General features: G+C 68.6%; 20 protein-coding genes and 4 tRNA genes. 13 read left to right on the forward strand and 11 right to left on the reverse strand.

The annotated features are described in order from the left end of the window. Positions 1-436: MspA family porin (locus BR31_RS30180; RefSeq protein ID WP_197023711.1), on the forward strand; the 436-nt coding region annotated here is incomplete at its 5' end. Here BR31_RS30180 and BR31_RS32030 read toward each other — a convergent pair. Beyond that, the gene (locus tag BR31_RS32030; RefSeq protein ID WP_197023712.1) at positions 423-872 is read right to left on the reverse strand and encodes a hypothetical protein; all 450 of its coding nucleotides are present in this window, start codon (positions 870-872) and stop codon (positions 423-425) included. The two genes, BR31_RS30180 and BR31_RS32030, sit on opposite strands and share 14 nt — an antisense overlap. 157 nt (positions 873-1029) lie before the next feature. Between BR31_RS32030 and BR31_RS0125235 the strand changes: the two genes are divergently transcribed. Continuing rightward, positions 1030-2235, forward strand: a complete 1206-nt coding sequence (locus BR31_RS0125235; RefSeq protein ID WP_231496701.1) for a sensor histidine kinase — start codon at positions 1030-1032, stop codon at positions 2233-2235. 17 nt (positions 2236-2252) lie between these two features. Further along, positions 2253-2903, forward strand: coding sequence for a response regulator transcription factor (locus BR31_RS0125240; RefSeq protein WP_037178429.1), 651 nt, complete (start codon positions 2253-2255; stop codon positions 2901-2903). Positions 2904-2971: 68 nt separating this feature from the next. Here the strand turns inward: BR31_RS0125240 and BR31_RS0125245 are convergent. The 5 genes from BR31_RS0125245 to BR31_RS0125265 form a co-directional block, all read right to left on the reverse strand. After that, positions 2972-3048, reverse strand: a tRNA-Phe gene (locus BR31_RS0125245). Between the two features lie 50 nt (positions 3049-3098). Then, positions 3099-3172, reverse strand: a tRNA-Asp gene (locus BR31_RS0125250). Positions 3173-3220: 48 nt separating this feature from the next. Beyond that, positions 3221-3293: transfer RNA gene (locus BR31_RS0125255), tRNA-Glu, on the reverse strand. Positions 3294-3372: 79 nt separating this feature from the next. After that, complete coding sequence (locus BR31_RS0125260) at positions 3373-4068, reverse strand: ScbR family autoregulator-binding transcription factor (RefSeq protein ID WP_027503370.1); 696 nt, start codon at positions 4066-4068, stop codon at positions 3373-3375. Between the two features lie 251 nt (positions 4069-4319). Further along, positions 4320-5441 carry a magnesium transporter CorA family protein gene (locus BR31_RS0125265; RefSeq protein WP_231496702.1) on the reverse strand — a complete coding sequence of 374 codons (1122 nt, stop codon included), beginning with the start codon at positions 5439-5441 and terminating at the stop codon, positions 4320-4322. A gap of 56 nt (positions 5442-5497) precedes the next feature. On the opposite strand from BR31_RS0125265, the gene BR31_RS0125270 reads away from it, so the two are divergent. Then, positions 5498-5570 (forward strand) — tRNA-Lys (locus BR31_RS0125270). A gap of 370 nt (positions 5571-5940) precedes the next feature. Continuing rightward, positions 5941-6324, forward strand: coding sequence for an SPW repeat domain-containing protein (locus BR31_RS0125280; RefSeq protein WP_037178387.1), 384 nt, complete (start codon positions 5941-5943; stop codon positions 6322-6324). On the opposite strand, the gene BR31_RS0125285 is transcribed toward BR31_RS0125280, so the two are convergent. Beyond that, positions 6299-7534 carry an MFS transporter gene (locus tag BR31_RS0125285; RefSeq protein WP_027503373.1) on the reverse strand — a complete coding sequence of 412 codons (1236 nt, stop codon included), beginning with the start codon at positions 7532-7534 and terminating at the stop codon, positions 6299-6301. The two genes, BR31_RS0125280 and BR31_RS0125285, sit on opposite strands and share 26 nt — an antisense overlap. Positions 7535-7646: 112 nt before the next feature. On the opposite strand from BR31_RS0125285, the gene BR31_RS0125290 reads away from it, so the two are divergent. Continuing rightward, positions 7647-8522, forward strand: coding sequence for a LysR family transcriptional regulator (locus BR31_RS0125290; RefSeq protein WP_027503374.1), 876 nt, complete (start codon positions 7647-7649; stop codon positions 8520-8522). A gap of 10 nt (positions 8523-8532) precedes the next feature. Here BR31_RS0125290 and BR31_RS0125295 read toward each other — a convergent pair whose 3' ends face one another. After that, on the reverse strand, positions 8533-9141 hold the full coding sequence (locus BR31_RS0125295; RefSeq protein WP_027503375.1) for a hypothetical protein: 609 nt from the start codon (positions 9139-9141) through the stop codon (positions 8533-8535). 150 nt (positions 9142-9291) lie between these two features. Between BR31_RS0125295 and BR31_RS0125300 the strand changes: the two genes are divergently transcribed. From BR31_RS0125300 to BR31_RS0125330, 7 genes are all read left to right on the forward strand, one after another. Next, positions 9292-9744 carry a hypothetical protein gene (locus BR31_RS0125300; protein WP_027503376.1) on the forward strand — a complete coding sequence of 151 codons (453 nt, stop codon included), beginning with the start codon at positions 9292-9294 and terminating at the stop codon, positions 9742-9744. A gap of 109 nt (positions 9745-9853) precedes the next feature. Continuing rightward, positions 9854-10456, forward strand: coding sequence for a DUF937 domain-containing protein (locus BR31_RS0125305; RefSeq protein ID WP_027503377.1), 603 nt, complete (start codon positions 9854-9856; stop codon positions 10454-10456). Between the two features lie 258 nt (positions 10457-10714). Next, positions 10715-11674: an acyl-ACP desaturase gene (locus tag BR31_RS0125310; RefSeq protein ID WP_027503378.1), complete on the forward strand. Its 960-nt coding sequence runs from the start codon at positions 10715-10717 to the stop codon at positions 11672-11674. Positions 11675-11743: 69 nt separating this feature from the next. After that, the gene (dusB, locus tag BR31_RS0125315) at positions 11744-12901 is read left to right on the forward strand and encodes a tRNA dihydrouridine synthase DusB (RefSeq protein WP_027503379.1); all 1158 of its coding nucleotides are present in this window, start codon (positions 11744-11746) and stop codon (positions 12899-12901) included. Between the two features lie 138 nt (positions 12902-13039). Next, positions 13040-14998 (forward strand): LCP family protein, encoded by a 1959-nt coding sequence (locus BR31_RS0125320; RefSeq protein ID WP_027503380.1) that lies wholly within the window; start codon positions 13040-13042, stop codon positions 14996-14998. 93 nt (positions 14999-15091) lie between these two features. Further along, entirely contained in the window at positions 15092-15766 is a 675-nt protein-coding gene (phoU, locus tag BR31_RS0125325) for a phosphate signaling complex protein PhoU (protein WP_027503381.1), read from the forward strand. 139 nt (positions 15767-15905) lie between these two features. Beyond that, on the forward strand, positions 15906-16556 hold the full coding sequence (locus BR31_RS0125330; RefSeq protein ID WP_027503382.1) for a dihydrofolate reductase family protein: 651 nt from the start codon (positions 15906-15908) through the stop codon (positions 16554-16556). A 4-nt stretch (positions 16557-16560) separates the two neighbouring features. On the opposite strand, the gene pstB is transcribed toward BR31_RS0125330, so the two are convergent. The 3 genes from pstB to pstC all read right to left on the reverse strand — a co-directional run bounded on the left by pstB (position 16561) and on the right by pstC (position 19372). Then, complete coding sequence (pstB, locus tag BR31_RS0125335; RefSeq protein ID WP_027503383.1) at positions 16561-17337, reverse strand: phosphate ABC transporter ATP-binding protein PstB; 777 nt, start codon at positions 17335-17337, stop codon at positions 16561-16563. Positions 17338-17415: 78 nt separating this feature from the next. Further along, entirely contained in the window at positions 17416-18321 is a 906-nt protein-coding gene (gene pstA, locus BR31_RS0125340) for a phosphate ABC transporter permease PstA (RefSeq protein ID WP_027503384.1), read from the reverse strand. A 1-nt stretch (position 18322) separates the two neighbouring features. Continuing rightward, complete coding sequence (gene pstC, locus BR31_RS0125345) at positions 18323-19372, reverse strand: phosphate ABC transporter permease subunit PstC (RefSeq protein WP_027503385.1); 1050 nt, start codon at positions 19370-19372, stop codon at positions 18323-18325. Position 19373 lies beyond the last annotated feature (1 nt).

Genomic DNA, 19373 nt, shown 5'->3' on the forward strand with positions numbered 1-19373 from the left:
TTCGGCGAAGGTCGAGATCTCCGGCGGCTCCGGCGCCGAGGGCGGCGACATCGAGCCCGGCTACATCGTGGCCTGCCAGCTCACCCTGGGCGGCGAGACCGGCCACAACGTCGGCGGCGGCACCACCTGGGCCAACGAGGACGGCGACGCCGCGATGACCGCCGACAGCGCGGGCAACATCTCCATCGGCCCCGGCGAGGCCGCCAGCTTCTCGGTCCTCGACCTCGAGGAAGCCGACGACTTCGGTGGCGAGTCGCACTCCGGTGAGCACTCCTTCGAGGGCGCCTCCGGCAGCGTCACCTGGGCCGACTCCACCATGGGCGTCGAGGGCTGCGCCGGCTACGCCCAGGCCCGCTCCTACGTCAACGTCACCGTCGACACCGAGAACGTCAAGGGCACCGTCACCCTCTGGGGGCAGCCCTTCAGCATCGGCTGACCACTCGCGCCGGCGGCGAGGCCGCGGCGGCACCGGACTCCGGTCGGCCGCGGCCGAGCCCTCCGCTGTCGTCGGCATGGACCTGGGCGTTGAAATGAGCGCCGATCATGCCCCGCTCGGCCTGCTGGGCCTCCCGTAGTGATCGTGATCCGCCTGCGTACCGATCGAGCAGCGCCCGCAGCACCGGCTGTTCGGCGGTCAGCTCGTTCCATGCGGTGTTCGGCGGGGCACCGTCCTCGATCGCCTGATCGAGTTTGGCCGCGAGGTGGGTGGTCCATCGATGCTCGAGCGCGAGCAGGACGCCGTCGGGTCCCCCGAACAGCTTCTCCATATCGGGCAGGTCGACGAACAGCCCGGGATCGCCCGGGTCGACCCGAGCCCGCTCCATGACCAGCTGAAGCACGGCCCCGCGTGCATGAAAGTCATTCCAGGACACTGAACTCACCTCCGTATCTGTCGGTACCGCTGACGCTACGGAGCCGTCGGGCCCGGTTCGACATGCCAGGGTCGCGACTTCGTCTCCTACCGTGGGTGGAGACCGGGGCCGCCCGTGGCACGATGCCACCGGCCGGATCAGCCCTTAGGCTGGCGGGGTGAAGGTGGTAACGGAGTACCTACACCGCCGCATCGCGGTGCTGCCCTACGACTACCCGCCCGCGATCCCGATCGCGGCGGATCTCTGCCTGATCGCCGCCGCCACCGCCGCGGTTGCGCAGCGCGGGGCCCTCGTCCCACCGGGATGGGCACTGGTCGGCGGGCTGATCGCGATGAGCGCCTGCCTGTGGCTGATGCTCGGCCTGCCGCTGCCGCGCCCCTCGCTGGTGCCATGGACCATCATCGTGACCACCTTTGCCGGAACGGCACTGCTGCTACTGGATCCCGTACCCAACGACATCGCGCCGTTCATCCTCATCGTCGCCGTCGCCCAGGTCGCGGCGACCACGGGACCGAGGGTCAGCGTCCCGGTGGCCGTCGCGGCGGCCGCGACGATAGTGGCCGCGGCCACCCTCGGTGACCTCGAAGGGGTGCCGCCCTATCTCACCGGCGTCGTGCTCGCATGGATGGTGGGATTCGTGCTCCAGACGCAGCTGCGCCTGGTGCAGCGGGAGCGTGAGGCGGTGGCCCGCCGTGCCGCGCAGGCCGCGAGCGACGAACGGCGGCGCATCGCCCGCGAGGTTCACGACGTCATCGCGCATTCGCTGAGCATCACCCTGCTGCACCTGACCGGTGCCCGCCGGGCACTCCAGGAGGATCGTGATGTCGACGAGGCGATCGACGCCCTCACCGACGCGGAGCGTCTTGGCAGGCAGGCAATGGCCGACATCCGGCAGACCGTCGGCCTGCTCGACGGCGGGCCCGCCAGGGTCGCGCCCGAGCCCGACATCACCGACATCCCGGAACTCGTCGCAGACTTCGTCCGCGCGGGGGTTCACGTGAAGTACGACCTGTCCGGCAGTCCGGAGGCCGTTTCCGCGGCGACCGGACTCGGCCTGTATCGGATCACCCAGGAATCTCTGGCCAACGTCGTCAAGCACGCACCCGGCGAGACCGCGAAGGTCCGGCTCCGGGTGGCGGAGGATGCGGTTGTCGTGTCGATCGTCAACGGCACCCACCGGGTGCCGCGACCCGAGCCCGGCGCCGGGTCCGGCCTGCGGGGGATGCGGCAGCGCGCCGAGCTCCTCGGCGGCTCGCTGGTCGCGGGCCCGGACGCGCACGGGTGGTCGGTGCGCGCCGAGTTCCCGCTCGGGACCGCGATCCGCAACTGCGCGCTCTCGCGCAGGATCCCCGGGCTCTCGTGACCGCGCCCGACGTCAAGGTGCTCCTGGTCGACGACCAGGAGCTGGTGCGCTCGGGACTGCGACGCATCCTGCGGCGCAAGGACGGCTTCGTCATCGCGGGCGAGTGCGCCGACGGCGCGGAGGTGCCCGCCGCGGTGGCGCTCCACTCGCCCGACGTCGTGGTGATGGATCTGCGGATGAAGCAGGTCGACGGCATCGAGGCGACGAGGCAGCTGCGATCGACCGATCACCCGCCGCCCGTGCTGGTGCTGACCACCTTCGATGACGACCAGTTGCTCTCCGGCGCGTTGCGCGCGGGTGCCGCCGGCTTCATCCTCAAGGATTCGCCCGCCGAGGAGCTCATCCGCGCCATTCGGACCATCGCCGAGGGCGGTGCGTGCCTCGACCCGGCGGTCACCGAGCGGGTCCTCGCCACCTACCGCACGTCCGCACCGGCCCCTGGCAACGGCGCCTCGACCCTCGACGAGCTGACCGCGCGCGAGCTCGACGTGCTGACCCTCATCGGGCGTGGACACACCAACGCCGAGATCGGTCGGGAGCTAGGGATTTCCGGGGTCACCGTGAAGAGTCACGTAGGTCACATCTTCCTCAAGCTCGGGCTTCGTGACCGGGCCGCCGCGATTGTGTACGCCTTCGACAACGGAGTCGTCAGCCCCGGGAGCCGGTGACCGGACGGACAAACGAAAAAACTCCGACCTCGAGTCGAACTCGAAGCCGGAGTCTCATCAAACCACTCTGGTGGCCAGGGCCGGGATCGAACCGGCGACCTTCCGCTTTTCAGGCGGACGCTCGTACCAACTGAGCTACCTGGCCGGGCGGCACCCGAACCGAATGCCTATCGCGCTGTGCCTTACGGCACTTTGCGACCCTGACGGGACTCGAACCCGCGACCTCCGCCGTGACAGGGCGGCGCGCTAACCAACTGCGCCACAGGGCCTTGCAAAAGTGTTGGTGTCAACAACACTCGATCTTACCGGTCGTACTGTACCCCCTACGGGATTCGAACCCGCGCTACCGCCTTGAAAGGGCGGCGTCCTAGGCCGCTAGACGAAGGGGGCCCGCCGAATCTCTCCGGCAATTCCCTCAACGGCTTTCCGTTGGGAGCTGGGATAGCTTAAGACACTGATTCGGAAAAACTCAAATCGTATGGTCAGAGCCGGTTTCTGGCCCATTTTCGGGGGTTTCGACCCCAGTGTCGGCGCGGAGGTCCAGCCAGCCGGTGCGACGCCAGCCCTCGAGCCACTCCTGCGACGCCGTCGCCTCGAGTACGACCGCGAGCGCTTCCTCGAAGCGTTCGCGCAGCGGCGTGCTGTCTGTGGTGAGGTCGAGCATGTAGCGCTGGCCGGCCAGTGCCGCACCGAGGACGCGGGTGAACGTGCCGGGGTCGGCCCCAGGCCGGAGCTGCCCCTCGGCCTGCGCGCGCTGCACGAGTTCGTACGCCGTCTGTCCCCACACCTGAGAACCACCGGACCGCACCTCGGCGTAGAACTCGGGCTCGACGATCAGCCGGAACTCCGCCTGGACGATGACGTCGTTGGCGAACCGCTCCGCCAGCTCCACAATGATCGAGTGCAGCACCTGGAACGGATCGGCGTCGACGGCCTTCCAGCGATCATTGGTCTGCGTGTAGTGCTCGAGCGCCGAGGCGAGAACGGCCCGGGCCAGCTCTTCCTTCGACTCGAAATGGAAATACATCGCGCCCTTGGTGGCGTGTGATCCCTCGAGGATCGTGTTCACCGACGCGGCGGCGTAGCCCCTGCGGGCGAACTCCACCGCAGCGGCTTCCACGATCGCCGCGCGCGTCCGACGTGCGCGTTCCTGTTGACGTGCCATATGAGCCAGTCGCCTCCGAAAACCGTGCAGCTCTATCCCGTGCCCCGACAGGCCACCAGACGACCTCGTTGTCACCTTATCCCTAATTTGGACCTTTTCGGGGGAACCGCATGCGGATTCCACCTACCTGCGGGTAAGGTATCCAGACCGCAGAACACACCGAGTGGTACGATTCAGCTGGCTCGGGTGCGGCGCAGGGGGTGCGCACCCGAGCCGTTTGTGTTCTCCACGCCACGCGATTCGGCGCTCGTTCACAGCCAGTCGCGGCGCTTGAAACTCAGCCACAGCCCGAAGGCGAGCCCGACCAGCAGGACCGCGCTCAGCCAGAACCCCTCCGTCTGGCCGAAGCCGGGAAACGGGATGTTCTGGCCGAAGTAGCCCGTCACCCCGGTGGGAATGGCGATGATCGCGGCCCAGGCGGTGAGCTTCTTCATGATCTCGTTGAGCGAATTGCCCTGCATGGCAAGGTTGGTCGCGAGAATCGACTCGATGGTGTCACGCAGCCCGTCGATTCGTTCGGTGGCGCGCAGGGCATGGTCGTAGATGTCCTGGTAGTAGGGCGTCATCTCGGCGTCGAGCACGTGCGCGCCCTGCCGGAGCAGCGCGCTGAAGGCCTCGTTCATCGGGAGCACCGACCGTGACAGCTGCACCACCGCCTTGCGGAGCGTGAAGCTCTGCAGCTGGACCGCGTTCCTCGACCGTCCCGCGCTCTGTGCGCTGTCCGAGACCAGCAGCTCGTCCTCGAGCCCCTGGATCTCCTCGTCCAGGGCATCGAGGGCGACGAAATACCCGTCCACGATCTCGTCGAGGACCGTGTGCAGCAGGAAGCCGACGCCGAATCCCGCGAGATCCGGGTTGTCATCCCAGCTCTCGAGGATCGGGTCGATCGCGAAACGGTCGTCGGACCGGATGGTGATCAGTGCGCGGTCGAGGATGAAGATCGAGATGTCGGTGGTGCTGAGCCGACCGGCCTTCGCATCGAAACGCACAGCACGCGTGTGCAACATGCTGTGATCGCGGAACCTGACCAGCCGGGGGCGCTGGTGTCCGGTGATCGCTCCCTCCACGGCCAACGGATGCAACGCCACCGCGCCTCCGATCAACGGGGCCAGCGCGACGATGTCGCCGACCGACGGGGCGAGCAGATCGACCCAGATGAGCGCGTCCTCGTCCGACCGGTACGAGGCGATCTCGTCCAGCGGAAGATCCGAACCTGCCAGTACCGCCCTCCGGTAGAGCCGGTTTCGGACTTCGCACGACACCTGAACCGGGTCGATTCGCGGCTTCTCCATCAGCCCTCCCATGACCTCCCCGCCATCATCGCGCACCCGGCCGCGAACGGGCGTCGACGCGGCCGAGATCGGCGCGGTCACCGTTGCCGGGGTCCTGTCCTCGCCGACCCGGCGAAGCCACTAGACTTCTGCACCGCGCCCCTATAGCTCAGTTGGTAGAGCTACGGACTTTTAATCCGCAGGTCGTAGGTTCGAGCCCTACTGGGGGCACCGCCGGCCCCGCCGGGCAATCGCCCGGCGGGGCCAGTTTCGTCTCGGCGCGTCGATGGCCTTCCGCGCCGGATTGGCGCATGCTCACCCAATGGAACACATGGTCGATCCTCCGGTCCCCCTCTTCAGCCACCCCGAGACCATCAGCCTCACGGGCTCGGCCCCGACGCCGGGGTCGACGCCCGCCCCGCCGCAACCCCTGTTCAGCAGCCCCGCCTCGGGCAAAGCCGGCCTGGACTGAGTGCCTCCCGAATCCGATTCACGGCTCGACACCCACCCACAGCGGGTCCAGAATGGGGACACCGGAAGCGAGTGACGTCACGCTCCGATAGGCCGGTGAGCGTGGCGGCGCACCATCAGGGAGGCTGCGATGAGCGATTCCGAACACGTCCGCGAGGTACGCCGCGACATGGTCGTCGTCGCGACCGGGATCGCTCTCGTGATCCTGAGCATGTGGGTGCCGGATCACGGCTACCGGCAGATCACCGGCGCCATCCTCATCCTCGGCCTGCTCGCCTACTCCGCAGGCCTGTGGGCGATGACCACCGAATCACGGTCGAGCCATTGGGGTCTCATCGCGCTCGGGCTCTTCCTGCTCGCCACACCGCTGGCGATGGACTTCCCCAACGGGACGACTGCGGCCGCGATCGTGTCCGTGGCCGCGGGGGCGATCGTGACCGCGGCGGGCGCGCTCGGCCTCGCGGCCAGGCAGCAGGCCAGCCTGCCGCTCATGCGGGCGCGTCAGCGCGTCTGACCTCGACCCTCCGGAGCATCACAACGGAGAGCCAGATCGCGGCGAGCAGCAGCGCGCCGATGTAGGCCACGGTCGCCGTCCATCCGCCCCACCCGAAGGCGAGGCCGGCACCGGCGGCGGCCAGGCTCGAGCCGAGGTAGTAGGCACACAGGTACAGCGAGGACGCCTCCGCACGGTGCTCGGTGGCGAGCGCACCCACCCAGCCGCTGGCCACCGAGTGCGCAGCGAAGAACCCGCCGGTGAACAGCAGCATGCCGACCAGCACCAGCGCGAGATCGTCCGGCAGCGTCACCACCAGACCGACCGCGCTCGTACACACCGCCGCCAGGAGCACCCACCGCCTGCCGACCAGGTCGCTCAGTCGACCGGCCACCGCGGCGGTGACCGTCCCCGCGAGGTAGAGCAGGAAGACCGCGCCGACCGCCGCCTCCGTCAGATCGAACGGCGGGGCCAGCAGCCGGAAACCGAGGAAATTGTAGGCGGAGACGAAACCGCCCATCAGGATGAATCCGAGCGCGAACAGCACCCGGAGATCCGGGTTGCGCAGGTGCAGAACGAGGTTGGCCGTGACGGTCCCCCAGCTCACCGGCTTCGGCCGAAAGAAGCGCGATTCCGGCATCGCCTTGGCCATCACGACCGCCAGCAGCAACGCGGCCACCGCGGACGCCTCCATCGCCCATCGCCAGGTGCTCATGTCGAGCACCGTGGACGGGATCAGCCTGCCGAGCAGCCCACCGATGGTGGTTCCTGCGACATACCGGCCCATCGCGGCCCCCAGATCCGTGCCGTGTACCTCCTCGGCGAGATACGCCATCGCCACGGCCGGGATGCCCGCCAGGGCAACCCCCTGGACCACGCGACCGACAAGCAGCCATTCGATCGTCGGGCTGAGGGGCAGCACCAACCCGACGGCGCAGGACAGCACGGCCGACCAGATCATCACCCTGGTGCGTCCGAACCGCTCGGAGAGCACGCTCGCCGGGATGACGGCAATCGCGAGCACGCCGGTGGTCACCGAGACCGCGAGCGCGGCCGTGCCAGGCGGCACCGCGAAGTCCTCTGCCAGCGCGGGCAGCAGCGCCTGCGTCGAGTACATCGAGATGAAGGTGGTCAGCCCGGCCGCGAACAGGGCGAGCGTGGTCCTGGTGTAGCCGGGGGATCCGCGTCGGTGCGGTACGTCTCGCCCCGCGAGTGTCGTCGTCATGGTCATCTGATGGCCTCCGAAGTCCATCCTGACCGGTCCGCGCTTATCGACATAATGAGAGTTTTTGGTGTTCTATATGCGAATAGAACATATGTAGTCGTCAAGGGATCGGACCGACATGCTCTCCGCCGACCTGAATTGGTTCGTGATCCTCGCCGAGGAGGGTCAGGTGACCTCCGCGGCCGACATACTGCGACTGTCACAACCGACGTTGTCCCGCCGGTTGGCCCGGCTCGAGCGACAGCTCGGCGTGGAACTGTTCGACCGTCACGGACGCCGTCTCCGCCTCAACCAGCACGGCCGTTTGATGTTCGAGCACGCCTCGCGTGCGCTGAGGGAACTCACAAGCGCCGAGGAGCGGATAGCCGCCATGACCAGCCCCTCGGCAGGCACCGTGCGACTCGACTTCCTGCACTCGTTCGGCACCTGGCTGATCCCCGATCTGATCCGGGGCTTCCGCGCCGAGGCGCCGCAGGTCCGGTTCGCCCTGCATCAGGGCGCGGCCGGGCTCCTCGGCGAACGGGTCAGGTCCGGCGATGCCGATCTGGCCGTGGTCTCGCCCCGACCGGACGCCGCCGATCTGCAGTGGCTGCTGCTGAGCCGCCAGCCCCTCGCGCTCGCGGTTCCCGCCGGGCATCGCCTCGCCGGCCGCGCCGCCATCGGCCTTGGTGACGCCGCCGACGAGCCGTTCATCGCCATGCATCCCGACTTCGGCATGCGACGGCTCCTCGACGAGGCCTCGGAGGGGGCCGGATTCACGCCCGAGATCGTCTTCGAGAGCAGTGAACTCGCCACGACGACGGGCCTGGTGTCCGCCGGGCTGGGAGTGGCGCTTGTCCCGGTCGCGCAGGGGGCCCGCTGGCCCGACGGGATCGTGGTCATCCCGATCCGCGGCGCGCGTGCGGCGCGCGAGATCGGCATGATCTGGGTCCGGGACCGCCCGCTCACACCGCCGGTCCGGCGCTTTCGCGACTTCGTCGCCCGCCGAGCATGAGCCGCGGGACTCAGCCCTGCTCGTCCGGCCCCGACGCGACCTCCGCGTCCGTCGCGACCGCCTCTCGGCGCGCCCTTTCCTCCCCGCGCATCCTGGCCAGCTCCGCCCCACGGCGCCGGTAGGACACGCTGCGGGCGACGAACACCGCGAAGGCCAGCGCCCCGATGATCGCGCCGACCAGCGACGCACCCCGGAAGCCGGGCGCGTCCACGTCGAGGATCCGCTCCCCCGCGTGGGCTGCGGTGTTCCCCCCGAACACCACCGTGAGGGTCAGCAGGTTCGGCAGCGCCGCAACGATTCCCAGGATCACCGCCACCACCTGCACCACGCGGCCGTGCTTCCTGCCGCGGACCCGCCAGGCCAGGTAGAACAGCAACAGCGGCACCACCGTGCACAGCACGCCGTACATCAGCCCCCATGCGATGCCCCGCGTGAAGCTGCCCGACGACAATGCCCCGGCCTGCTGGGCCCACCATCGAGGCAGGAACGCGGCCAGGATGAAGTACGTGATCACCAGGACGACAGCGAGAATCAGCCCGGCGACAACCTTCCTCGCCCAGCCGGGCATTCCCGCCTTCCCGGCCGGTGCAGCACCGGTGGTGGCGTTCTCCTCGCTCATGTCGCACCGTCCTCCTCGAGACGTCGCATGTTGTCGCCCTTGGCGTGAATCCTGCTCGCATCGATCGGGTTCCGCCAGCGGCGAACCCTGCGTGTTGTTACCGTGAGTCGAGCACGCGTGACACCCGATCCGATCCCGAGGGAGAGCGCCATGCGAACCTGGGTCCACTTCGTCCTGCTGCTGTGCGGGATCGCGATCGGCATCGGTGCGTTCCTGCCGATCATGCAGGAAGTCACGCCAACCGAGGTCGAGATCCGCGACCTGATAAACGGATTCCCCTCAGGCTGGGCACTCGAGCAGCTCGGCGATCAGTCGGTGACGTTCTACAAGTCGATGGCGATGCTGCTGGTGGCCTCGGCGGTGCTCCTCCTGCTCAGCGCGCTCGTCGGCTCGAGGGCGCTCGGCTGGGCCGGCGTCATCGTCGGTGTGATCACCCTGGCCGCGTTCTTCTTTCGGGTCAATGAACGCTTCGGCGACGCTTTCCGCGACCATGCGTCGAACCTGCTGAGCAATCAGATGGGCCTCAACCTCGTTGCGGGCGGGCTCGTCGTGGCGCTGCTCGCGTGCCTCGTCCCGCGCGAAAAGGCCTCCGCGACCGTCTGAATCGACGCGCCGGTCCGCGCGCCGCTCCTCCCAACCTGCCGGAACGGTCACTAGGGTCGGACGCACCCGGACACTCGATAAAAGAGCGTCCACGAAGAGGCGGGCACTCATGGCATCACTTGACGACCTTTTGTCCCAGATCCCGATCAGCCAGATCGCTGCCAAGCTCGGGGTCGACGAGGAGACCGCTACCGCGGCGGTGAAGACGGCCATCCCGACCCTTGTCGGCGGCCTCGAGGCGAACGCCCAGGACCCGGCCGGTGCCGCATCACTGGAATCCGCTCTCGCGCAGCACTCCGATCCGGCCCTGCTCACCGGCGGCGTCGACATCGACCAGGTCGATGAGGCCGACGGCGAGAAGATCGTCAACAACGTGTTCGGTGACAACAAGAACCAGGTGATCAGCGCGCTGGGCAACACGGGCGGCGCCGGTGACAGCAACCTGGTCGGCAAGCTGCTCCCGATCCTGGCCCCCATCGTGCTGGCGTTCATCGCCAAGCAGTTCTCCGGCGGCGGCGCGGCGGCGCCCGCGCAGGCCCAGTCCGGCGGCGGCATCGGCGACCTGCTCGGCGGCCTGCTCGGCGGCGGCGGGCAGTCCGCAGGCGGCCTCGGCAACGTCCTCGGCAGCATCCTGGGCGGTGCGGCGGGCGGCGGCGCGGCCGGCGGCCTCGGCGACCTGCTCGGCGGCCTCCTCGGCGGCGGACGCAAGTAGTCGACAACGATCTCTGCCGACATGGCGGCGTCCCGGTCGGGACGCCGCCATCTCTGTTCTCGGCGGCGGGAATCCGCGCGGTATCTCCCCCGACCCGCGTGTAACGAACCGCCCGACGGGGCCGATGAGCCGGAAGGGGGCTGACCCATGCCCGGCGGGAAATTCCCAGGCTGTGAGCCTTTCAAACGATTCACAACGTGGTTACGGTCCCGTAGGCTACGTTGAGCCGATTTCGGACGACACTTGGAGGGCATGCGTATGGCCAGGGATCTGACCCAACTCGAACTGCTTCAGGAGCTGGCGCAGGTTGCTGAGGAGAACGTCAATCGCCATATCTCCATGGCCAAGGAATGGCACCCCCACGACTACGTCCCGTGGGACGAGGGCCGCAACTTCGCCGCGATGGGCGGCGACGACTGGGACATCGAGCAGTCGCAGCTCGACGAGGTCGCGCGCGCGGCCATGATCACCAACCTGCTCACCGAGGACAACCTGCCCTCCTACCACCGCGAGATCGCCGAGAACTTCTCGATGGATCACGCCTGGGGCACCTGGGTCGGTCGCTGGACCGCCGAGGAGAACCGGCACGGCATCGTGATGCGCGACTACCTCGTCGTGACCCGCGCCGTCGACCCCGTCGAGCTCGAGCGCTTCCGCATGGAGCACATGACCAACGGCTACTCGTCGCTCCCCGACGGCGGCGCCGCAGGCCTGCTGCACTCCGTCGCCTACGTGACCTTCCAGGAACTCGCGACCCGCGTCTCGCACCGCAACACCGGCAAGGCCTGCAACGAGCCCATCGCCGACAAGATGCTGCAGCGCATCGCCGCGGACGAGAACCTGCACATGATCTTCTACCGCAACATCTGCGGTGCGGCCCTCGACCTGGCGCCCGATCAGGCGCTGCGATCGATCAACGAGATCGTCCAGAACTTCCAGATGCCCGGCGCAGGCATGCCCAACTTCCGCCGCAACGGCGTGCTGATGGCCAAGCACGGCATCTACGACCTCCGTCAGCACCTCGAGGAGGTGGTGATGCCGGTGCTCCGCAAGTGGAACATCTTCGAGCGCACCGACTTCACCGCCGAGGGCGAGCAGACCCGTGAGTCCCTCGCCAAGTTCCTCGAGAACCTCGAGGCGCAGGCCGTCAAGTTCGAGGAGCAGCGCGACCGCATGCTGGCCCGCGAGGCCGCCAAGCGCGAGCAGCAGGCTTCCTGACAGCGCCAGCTATTCTGTGCCCGGTACCGAAACAGGTACCGGGCACAGCCCTTTCTATCGAGGTATCGAATGTCATCACCCGCCGGCCAGCACCTCCGAATCGGCTCGTTGGAGCTGCGCAGCCCCGTCGTGCTCGCCCCGATGGCGGGCATCACGAACGTGGCGTTCCGCACCCTGTGCCGTGAGCTCGAACTCGAGCGGTCGGGCAGCACCTCGGGCCTGTACGTCTGCGAGATGGTGACCGCGCGGGCGCTGGTCGAGCGCCAGCCCGCGACCCTGCACATGACCACCTTCGGGCCAACCGAGACGCCGCGGTCGCTGCAGCTGTACACCGTGGACCCGGCCACCACCTACGCCGCCGCGAAGATGATCGTCGACGAGAACATGGCCGACCACATCGACATGAACTTCGGCTGCCCGGTTCCCAAGGTGACCAGCAAGGGCGGCGGCGCGGCCCTCCCGTACAAGCGCACCCTGTTCGGCCAGATCGTCGCGGCCGCGGTCCGCGCGACGGAGGGCACCGACATCCCGGTCACCGTGAAGTTCCGGGTCGGCATCGACGACGAGCACCACACCCACCTCGACGCGGGACGCATCGCCGCGGGCGAGGGCGCGGCCGCGGTGGCCCTGCACGCTCGCACCGCCGCCCAGCGGTATTCGGGCACCGCGGACTGGAACGAGATCGCCCGGCTCAAGGAGCACGTCACCGACGTCCCGGTCCTCGGCAACGGCGACATCTTCGCCGCGGAGGACGCGGTCCGGATGATGGCGGAGACCGGCTGCGACGGCGTCGTCGTCGGCCGCGGCTGCCTCGGCAGGCCCTGGCTGTTCGCCGAGCTGAGTGCCGCTCTCGCAGGCACCCCCGAACCGACCCCGCCCAACCTCGGCGAGGTCGCGTCCATCATCCGGCGGCACGCAGAGCTCCTGGCTGACCACCACGGCGAGGACAAGGGCCTGCGGGAGCTGCGCAAGCACGTCGCCTGGTATCTCCGTGGCTTCCCCGCCGGGTCGGAGATGCGGGTGGCGATGGCGATGGTGTCCACCCTCACCGAGCTCGACGACCTGCTCGCCCAGCTCGACCCGACGGTGCCCTTCCCCAAGGACGCCGAGGGTCCGCGCGGGCGCCAGGGGTCGCCCGGCAAGGTCTCCCTGCCCGAGGGTTGGCTCGACGACCCGGAGGACTGCCTGGTGCCCGCCGGCGCCGATCTGATGCATTCGGGCGGCTGACCAGTGCAGTCCGGTCGCCGCGCAGGCACCGATCCTGCGGCGCCCTAGCTTGCGTGGAACCAGGAGTCCCGATAAGTATCATGTTGTGACCGTCCGGTGTGGCGGTGAGCGCAGAGGTGAGAGGCAGGGTTCAAGTAGGTGAGCGACGATCAGACTCCGGGCCCAGTGCCTGAAGGTCGCGCTCCCTGGGAACGACCGCTCTCACACGTGAGCCGGCCCCAGTACCGGCCCGAGTCGCAGCAGCCGCCCACCCCGAAACGGCCGGAATCCGGCCCGCCCGACCAGCAGCGGACCGACAGCGGCCGGATCGGCCACCGGCACAGCGAACCCGGTGAGCACACCGAGCGGCTGTCCGTCTCCGACCTGGTGAACCGCGTCGGCCCGCCCCCGGGCGACAGCGGCCGGATGAAGACCCCCGCGATGTCGCCGTTACCGCCCGCCCGCCCGCGGCAGGATCCAGTGCCCGACCCGCCTGCCTCGCCGACCACCGGCTGGTTGCGCCGGGCGGAACCCGAACACGTCGGCCCCACCGTCGGTGAGCCCGCCCGCGTCGGCGCGCCGGGCGAGACCCGGCTCGCCGCGAGCAAGAGCCGCAAGCAGAAACGGTGGCGGGTACTCGGCCGCAGCGCCGTGGCAGTGGCCGCGGCGGCCTCCGTCGGGATCACCGGCGTCGCGTGGGGCTACCTGCGCAACACCGACAACGGCTTCAGTCAGGTGGCCGCGCTCGATCTCGACAGCACCGACGTCGTCGACCCGGGCGGGCAGACCGGCGACGAGACCTACCTGATCGTGGGCACCGACACCAGGGCGGGCGCGAACGGCGGCGTTGGTGCCGGTTCGGTCGCCGATGCCGAGGGCGCCCGCGCCGACACGGTGATCCTGGTCAACATCCCGGCGGACCGCAGCCGGGTCGTGGCGGTGTCGTTCCCCCGCGACCTGGACATCGCTCGGCCGAGTTGCGCGGACTGGAACAGCGACACGGGCCAGTACTCGACCGAGATGAATCCGGCGGCGGACAACGACAAGCTCAACTCGGCATACGCGTTCGGCGGGCCGAAGTGCCTGGTCAAGGTTATCCAGAAGATGTCGGGCCTCAAGATCGGCCACTTCGTGGCCATGGACTTCTCCGGTTTCGAGTCGATGGTCAACCAGGTCGGCGGGGTGGAGGTCTGCACGACCACACCCCTGATCGACGGGGAGCTCGGAACCGTGCTGCCGAACCCCGGCAAGCAGACGATCGACGGCGCCACCGCGCTGAACTACGTCCGTGCCCGCAAGGTCGAGGCCGAGGGCAACGGAGACTACGGCCGGATCAAGCGCCAGCAGATGTTCCTCTCCTCGCTGCTGCGCGGGGCGCTGTCGAACAAGGTGCTCTTCGACCCGGGCAAGCTCAACGGCTTCATCAACGCCTTCACCCGCGACACGTTCGTCCAGAACATCGACACCAAGTCGCTCGTGATGCTGGGCCGGTCGCTGCAGAACGTCGACGCGGGCGCGGTCACCTTCCTCACCGTCCCCACCGCTGGCACCAACGAGCTGGGCAACGAGATCCCCCGCCAGGACGACATCGACGCGATCTTCCAGGCGATCATCGACGACGAGCCGCTGCCGGGCGAGGAGCGCAAGGAAGCGCCCCCCTCCTCCACACACGCGGCCCCGAAGCCCGCCGCGCCCGCGCCGCCTGCGCTCGAGGCGGTCAGCCCGACGGACGTCTCGCTGCAGGTGTCCAACGGGTCCGGTGTCACCGGACTCGCCGCCACCGCCGCCGACGACCTCGGCTCGTACGGATTCCAGATCTACAGCGTCGGGAACTACAGCGGCACCAGCACGAACACGCTGGTCCGCTACTCCCCCGGGCTCGAGGCGGAGGCCGCGACGGTGGCGTCCTCCCTGCCAGGTGCGGTGCTGCAGGAGTCCACCGAACTGGGCGGCATCGTCGAGGTGGTGCTCGGGTCGAGCTTCTCCGGGAAGGTCGCCCAGCCCAAGTCCGTCGGCGCCCCGCTGACCCCGACGCTGGCCCCGAAGAGCGCCTCAGCCGCCGACACCCTGCCCCCCGATCTGGCGTTCACCAATGCGGCAGACGATTCCTGCGCATAACGGGCATTTACCGCCCTGACGTGCACCGTCATTCATGCCGCGTTAACCCAATGACCGTGACTTGGTATCCCACACACCGTAGGCTTTGATTCCATGCGCGTGGCTTACAACGAACAGATGACCGAGCTCGCCGACATGCTCGGCGAGATGGCGGGCCTGGCTGGCGCGGCGATGGAGCGGGCGACGCAGTCGCTGCTCCAGGCCGACCTGTCGCTGGCCGAGCAGGTCATCAGCGATCACGACCAGATCACCGAGCTCAGCGTCGCCTGCGAGGAGCGGGCGTTCGCCCTGCTCGCGCTGCAGGCGCCGGTTGCCGGCGACCTCCGGTCCGTGGTCAGCGGAATCCAGATCGTCTCGGACATCGACCGGATGGGGGCGTTGGCGCTGCACGTCGCCAAGATCGCGCGCCGCCGACATCCGAACCACGTGCTCCCCGAGGAGGTCAACGGCTACTTCGCCGAGATGGGCCGGATCGCGGTCGCACTCGGGGCAGGCGCGCGTGAGGTCCTCGAGACCCGCGACCCCGAGCGGGCCGCGAAGCTCCGCGAGGAGGACGACGCGATGGACGATCTGCACCGCCACCTCTTCAGCGTCCTGATGGACCGGGAGTGGAAGCACGGCGTGGCCGCGGCCGTCGACGTCACCCTGCTCGGCCGGTTCTACGAGCGCTTCGCCGATCACGCGGTCGAGGTCGCCCGGCGCGTCATCTTCCTGGTCACCGGCAAGATGCCCGTCGACCCCGACGAGACCACCTCGCTGGAGTCCTGACCACACCGGGTCCCACCCGACCACCGACACAGACGCCCCGACCGTTCCCGGTCGGGGCGTCTGTCTGCTCCGCGATGAGTTCGGCAGCCGAACCTGGTCTACCCACCGACAGGATCCACCGACCCATGGGGAGACAGCCATGCCGAAGCTGCGCGTACACAACCTCGCGATCTCGCTCGACGGATACGCGGCGGGCCAGGACCAGAGTGCCGACAACCCGCTCGGGGTCGGCGGTGAGCGACTCCACGAGTGGGTGTTCGCGACCAGGACCGGCCGCAGGATGCTCGGCGAGGACGGCGGTGACGAGGGCCTCGACGACGCCTTCCTCGCCCGCGGCGACGATGGGATCGGCGCGACCATCATGGGGCGCCACATGTTCGGACCGATCCGCGGCGGCTGGGGAGACGGCGAGTGGACCGGATGGTGGGGCGACAACCCGCCCTACCATCACGACACCTTCGTGCTCACCCATCACCCGCGCCCGTCCGTCGAGATGGCGGGCGGGACGACGTTCCACTTCGTGACCGACGGAATCGAGGCGGCGCTCGAGCGGGCGTTCGACGCGGCGGCAGGCCTGGATGTACGGATCGGCGGCGGAGCCGACACTATCCAGCAGTACCTGCGCGCCGGGCTGATCGACGAGCTACACCTGGCGATCGTGCCGATCCTGCTCGGGAGCGGCGAGCGGCTCTTCGACCGGCTCGACGGTGGGGCGAACGGCTACGAGTGCGCCGAACTCGTGAGCTCGCCCGCCGTCACCCACGTCCGGCTGGTCAGGTCGCCGGACTGATCGCCTATCCGAAGCGGCCGGAGATGTAGTCCTCGGTGGCCTTCTGCGTCGGGTTCGAGAAGATCTTCTCGGTGTCGTCGATCTCGACGAGCCGGCCCGGTTTGCCGGTGGCCTCGAGATTGAAGAACGCGGTCTGATCGCTGACCCGGGCGGCCTGCTGCATGTTGTGCGTGACGATCACGATGGTGAAGTCCTTCTTCAGCTCCGTGATCAGGTCCTCGATGGCCAGCGTCGAGATCGGGTCGAGCGCCGAGCACGGCTCGTCCATCAGCAGCACGTCGGGCGAGACCGCGATCGCGCGGGCGATGCACAGACGCTGCTGCTGGCCGCCCGAGAGCCCGCCACCGGGCTTGTCGAGACGGTCCTTGACCTCGTTCCACAGGTTGGCGCCGCGCAGCGACTGCTCGGCGACCTCGTCGAGCTGCTTCTTGTTGCGCACCCCCTGCAGCTTCAGCCCGGCCACCACGTTGTCGCGAATCGACATGGTGGGGAACGGGTTCGGACGCTGGAACACCATGCCGATGGTGCGGCGGACACCGACCGGGTCGACCTGCGAGCCGTAGATGTCCTCGCCGTCGAGCAGGATGGCGCCCTCGACGCGAGCACCGGGGGTGACCTCGTGCATGCGGTTGAGCGAGCGCAGCACCGTCGACTTGCCGCAACCGGAGGGGCCGATGAAGGCGGTCACGTTGCGCGGGGGCACGGACAGACCCACATCCGCGACGGCGTGGAACTTGCCGTAGTAGATGTTGACGTCCTTGAGATCAAGACGCTTGGCCATGGTGGCTCCCTCGGGGTTGTGTGAGCGTTGTACTGAGATTCGGTCGCTGCGCAGGCTTCGCTCCTGCCCTCATCGTGGTCACTTGCTCCGGACCCGGGAGAGGTGACCGATCGCCTTCGCCGCGATGTTCAGCACCGCGATCAGCATGATCAGCGTGAGCGCCGCGCCCCAGATACGGCTGGCGCCGGCGTCGGTCGGGTTGTTCATCTCGGCGACCATGACGCCGGGCAGCGATCCCATCTCGCCGTTGAACATGTCGAAGTTGATGAAGGGCGCGTAGCCGACCAGGATCAGCAGCGGCGCGGTCTCGCCGAGCACGCGGGCAAGGGCCAGCATGACGCCGGTGATGATGCCCGGCAGCGCGGTGGGGACGACGATCCGCATGATCGTCTTCCACTTCGGCACGCCGAGCGCGTAGGAGGCCTCGCGCAGGTCCTGCGGCACGATGCGGAGCATCTCCTCGGTGCTGCGGACGACCACGGGGACCATCAGCAGGACCAGCGCCAGCGACACCGCGAACGCGGACTTGGGGAAGCCGAAGGTCGCGATCCACAGGGCGTAGATGAACAGCGCGGCCACGATGGAGGGGACACCGCTGAGGATGTCGACCATGAACGTGGTGAGCCGGCCCAGCTTCGACGGGCCCGCGTACTCCACCAGGTAGATGGCGACGAACAGCCCGAGCGGGATCGACAGCGCGGCGCACACCAGTCCCTGGATCAGGGTTCCGATCAAGGCGTGGTAGATGCCGCCGCCGGTGGCGGAGGCGGACAGGCCGCTGAACGAGTTGGTGAACCAGGTCGCGCTGGTCATCGCGGGCAGGCCGCGGACGATCACGGTGTAGAGCACCCACACCAGCGGCACCAGCGCGACCAGCACCGCGAGGGTCACGAGCACCGCCGCCGTCATGTCGGCGAAGCGTCGCCGCCCGCTGACACCCTGGAAGGTCGGCTTCTTGACGGGTCGATCGAGGGTCACCGTCATGTCAGGCCCTCTTTCCGGCGATCGCGGCGCGGGCCGCTGCGTTGACCACGAAGGTCAGGATGAACAGCACGAGGCCGACCGCGATGTAGGCGCCGGCCTGGATCTCGTTGTTGAACTCGGCGTAGCCGAGCGCGATCTTCGAGGCGATGGTGGAACCGCTGTCGAACAGCGACCATCCGAACGCCTTCGAGGTGGTGCGCAGGATCATGTAGAGCGCCATCGTCTCGCCGAGCGCCCGGCCGAGGCCGAGCATGGAACCGCTGATGTAGCCGGACTTCCCGAACGGGATGATGGTGGTCTTGACGACCTCCCACTTGGTGGCGCCGAGCGCCAGCGCCGCCTCGATCTGGGAGGTCGGGGTCTGCACGAAGACCTCACGGGTGACCGCGGTGATGATCGGCAGGATCATCACCGCGAGCACGATGCCCGCGGTGAAGATCGTGCCGCCGCCCGCGATCGAGCCGGAGCCGGTGGCGAACAACGGGATCCACGACAGGTTCTCGTTGAGCCAGACGGCCAGCGGCTTGATCGCGGGGGCGAAGATCAGCAGGCCCCACAGGCCGTACACGATCGACGGCACGGCGGCCAGCAGGTCGATCACGTACGCCAGCGGCCGCGCGAGCTGCTTCGGCGAGTACTCGGTGAGGAAGATCGCGATGCCGAGCGCCACCGGCATGGCCAGCACGAGGGCGAACACCGACACGAGCACGGTGACCTGGAACAGATCCAGGACGCCGAACGCCATGCTGTTGATGTTGTCGGTGTCCCACGCGCTGCTGGTGAGGAAGTTCACCTCGTTGCGGGCGAGTGCGGGCACCGCCCGCCACACCAGGAACGCACCGATCGCGGCGATCAGCACCGAGATGAACACGGCCGAGCCGGTCGCCATCGAGGTGAAGACCCGGTCACCCGGGCGCGTCACCGTCTTGGACGAGGCTGCAGGTGTTGGAGTGATCGGTGCCTCCGGTGTTCCGAGCGGACCGCCCACCCCGGCCCCGGCATCACCGGGGGTGGGGGTGCGAGGTGCCGATTGGGTGGGCGCGTCGCTCATC

The sequence above is a fragment of the Rhodococcus sp. UNC363MFTsu5.1 genome, assembly GCF_000686785.1.
GTDB classification, from domain to species: Bacteria; Actinomycetota; Actinomycetes; order Mycobacteriales; family Mycobacteriaceae; genus Rhodococcus_G; species Rhodococcus_G maanshanensis.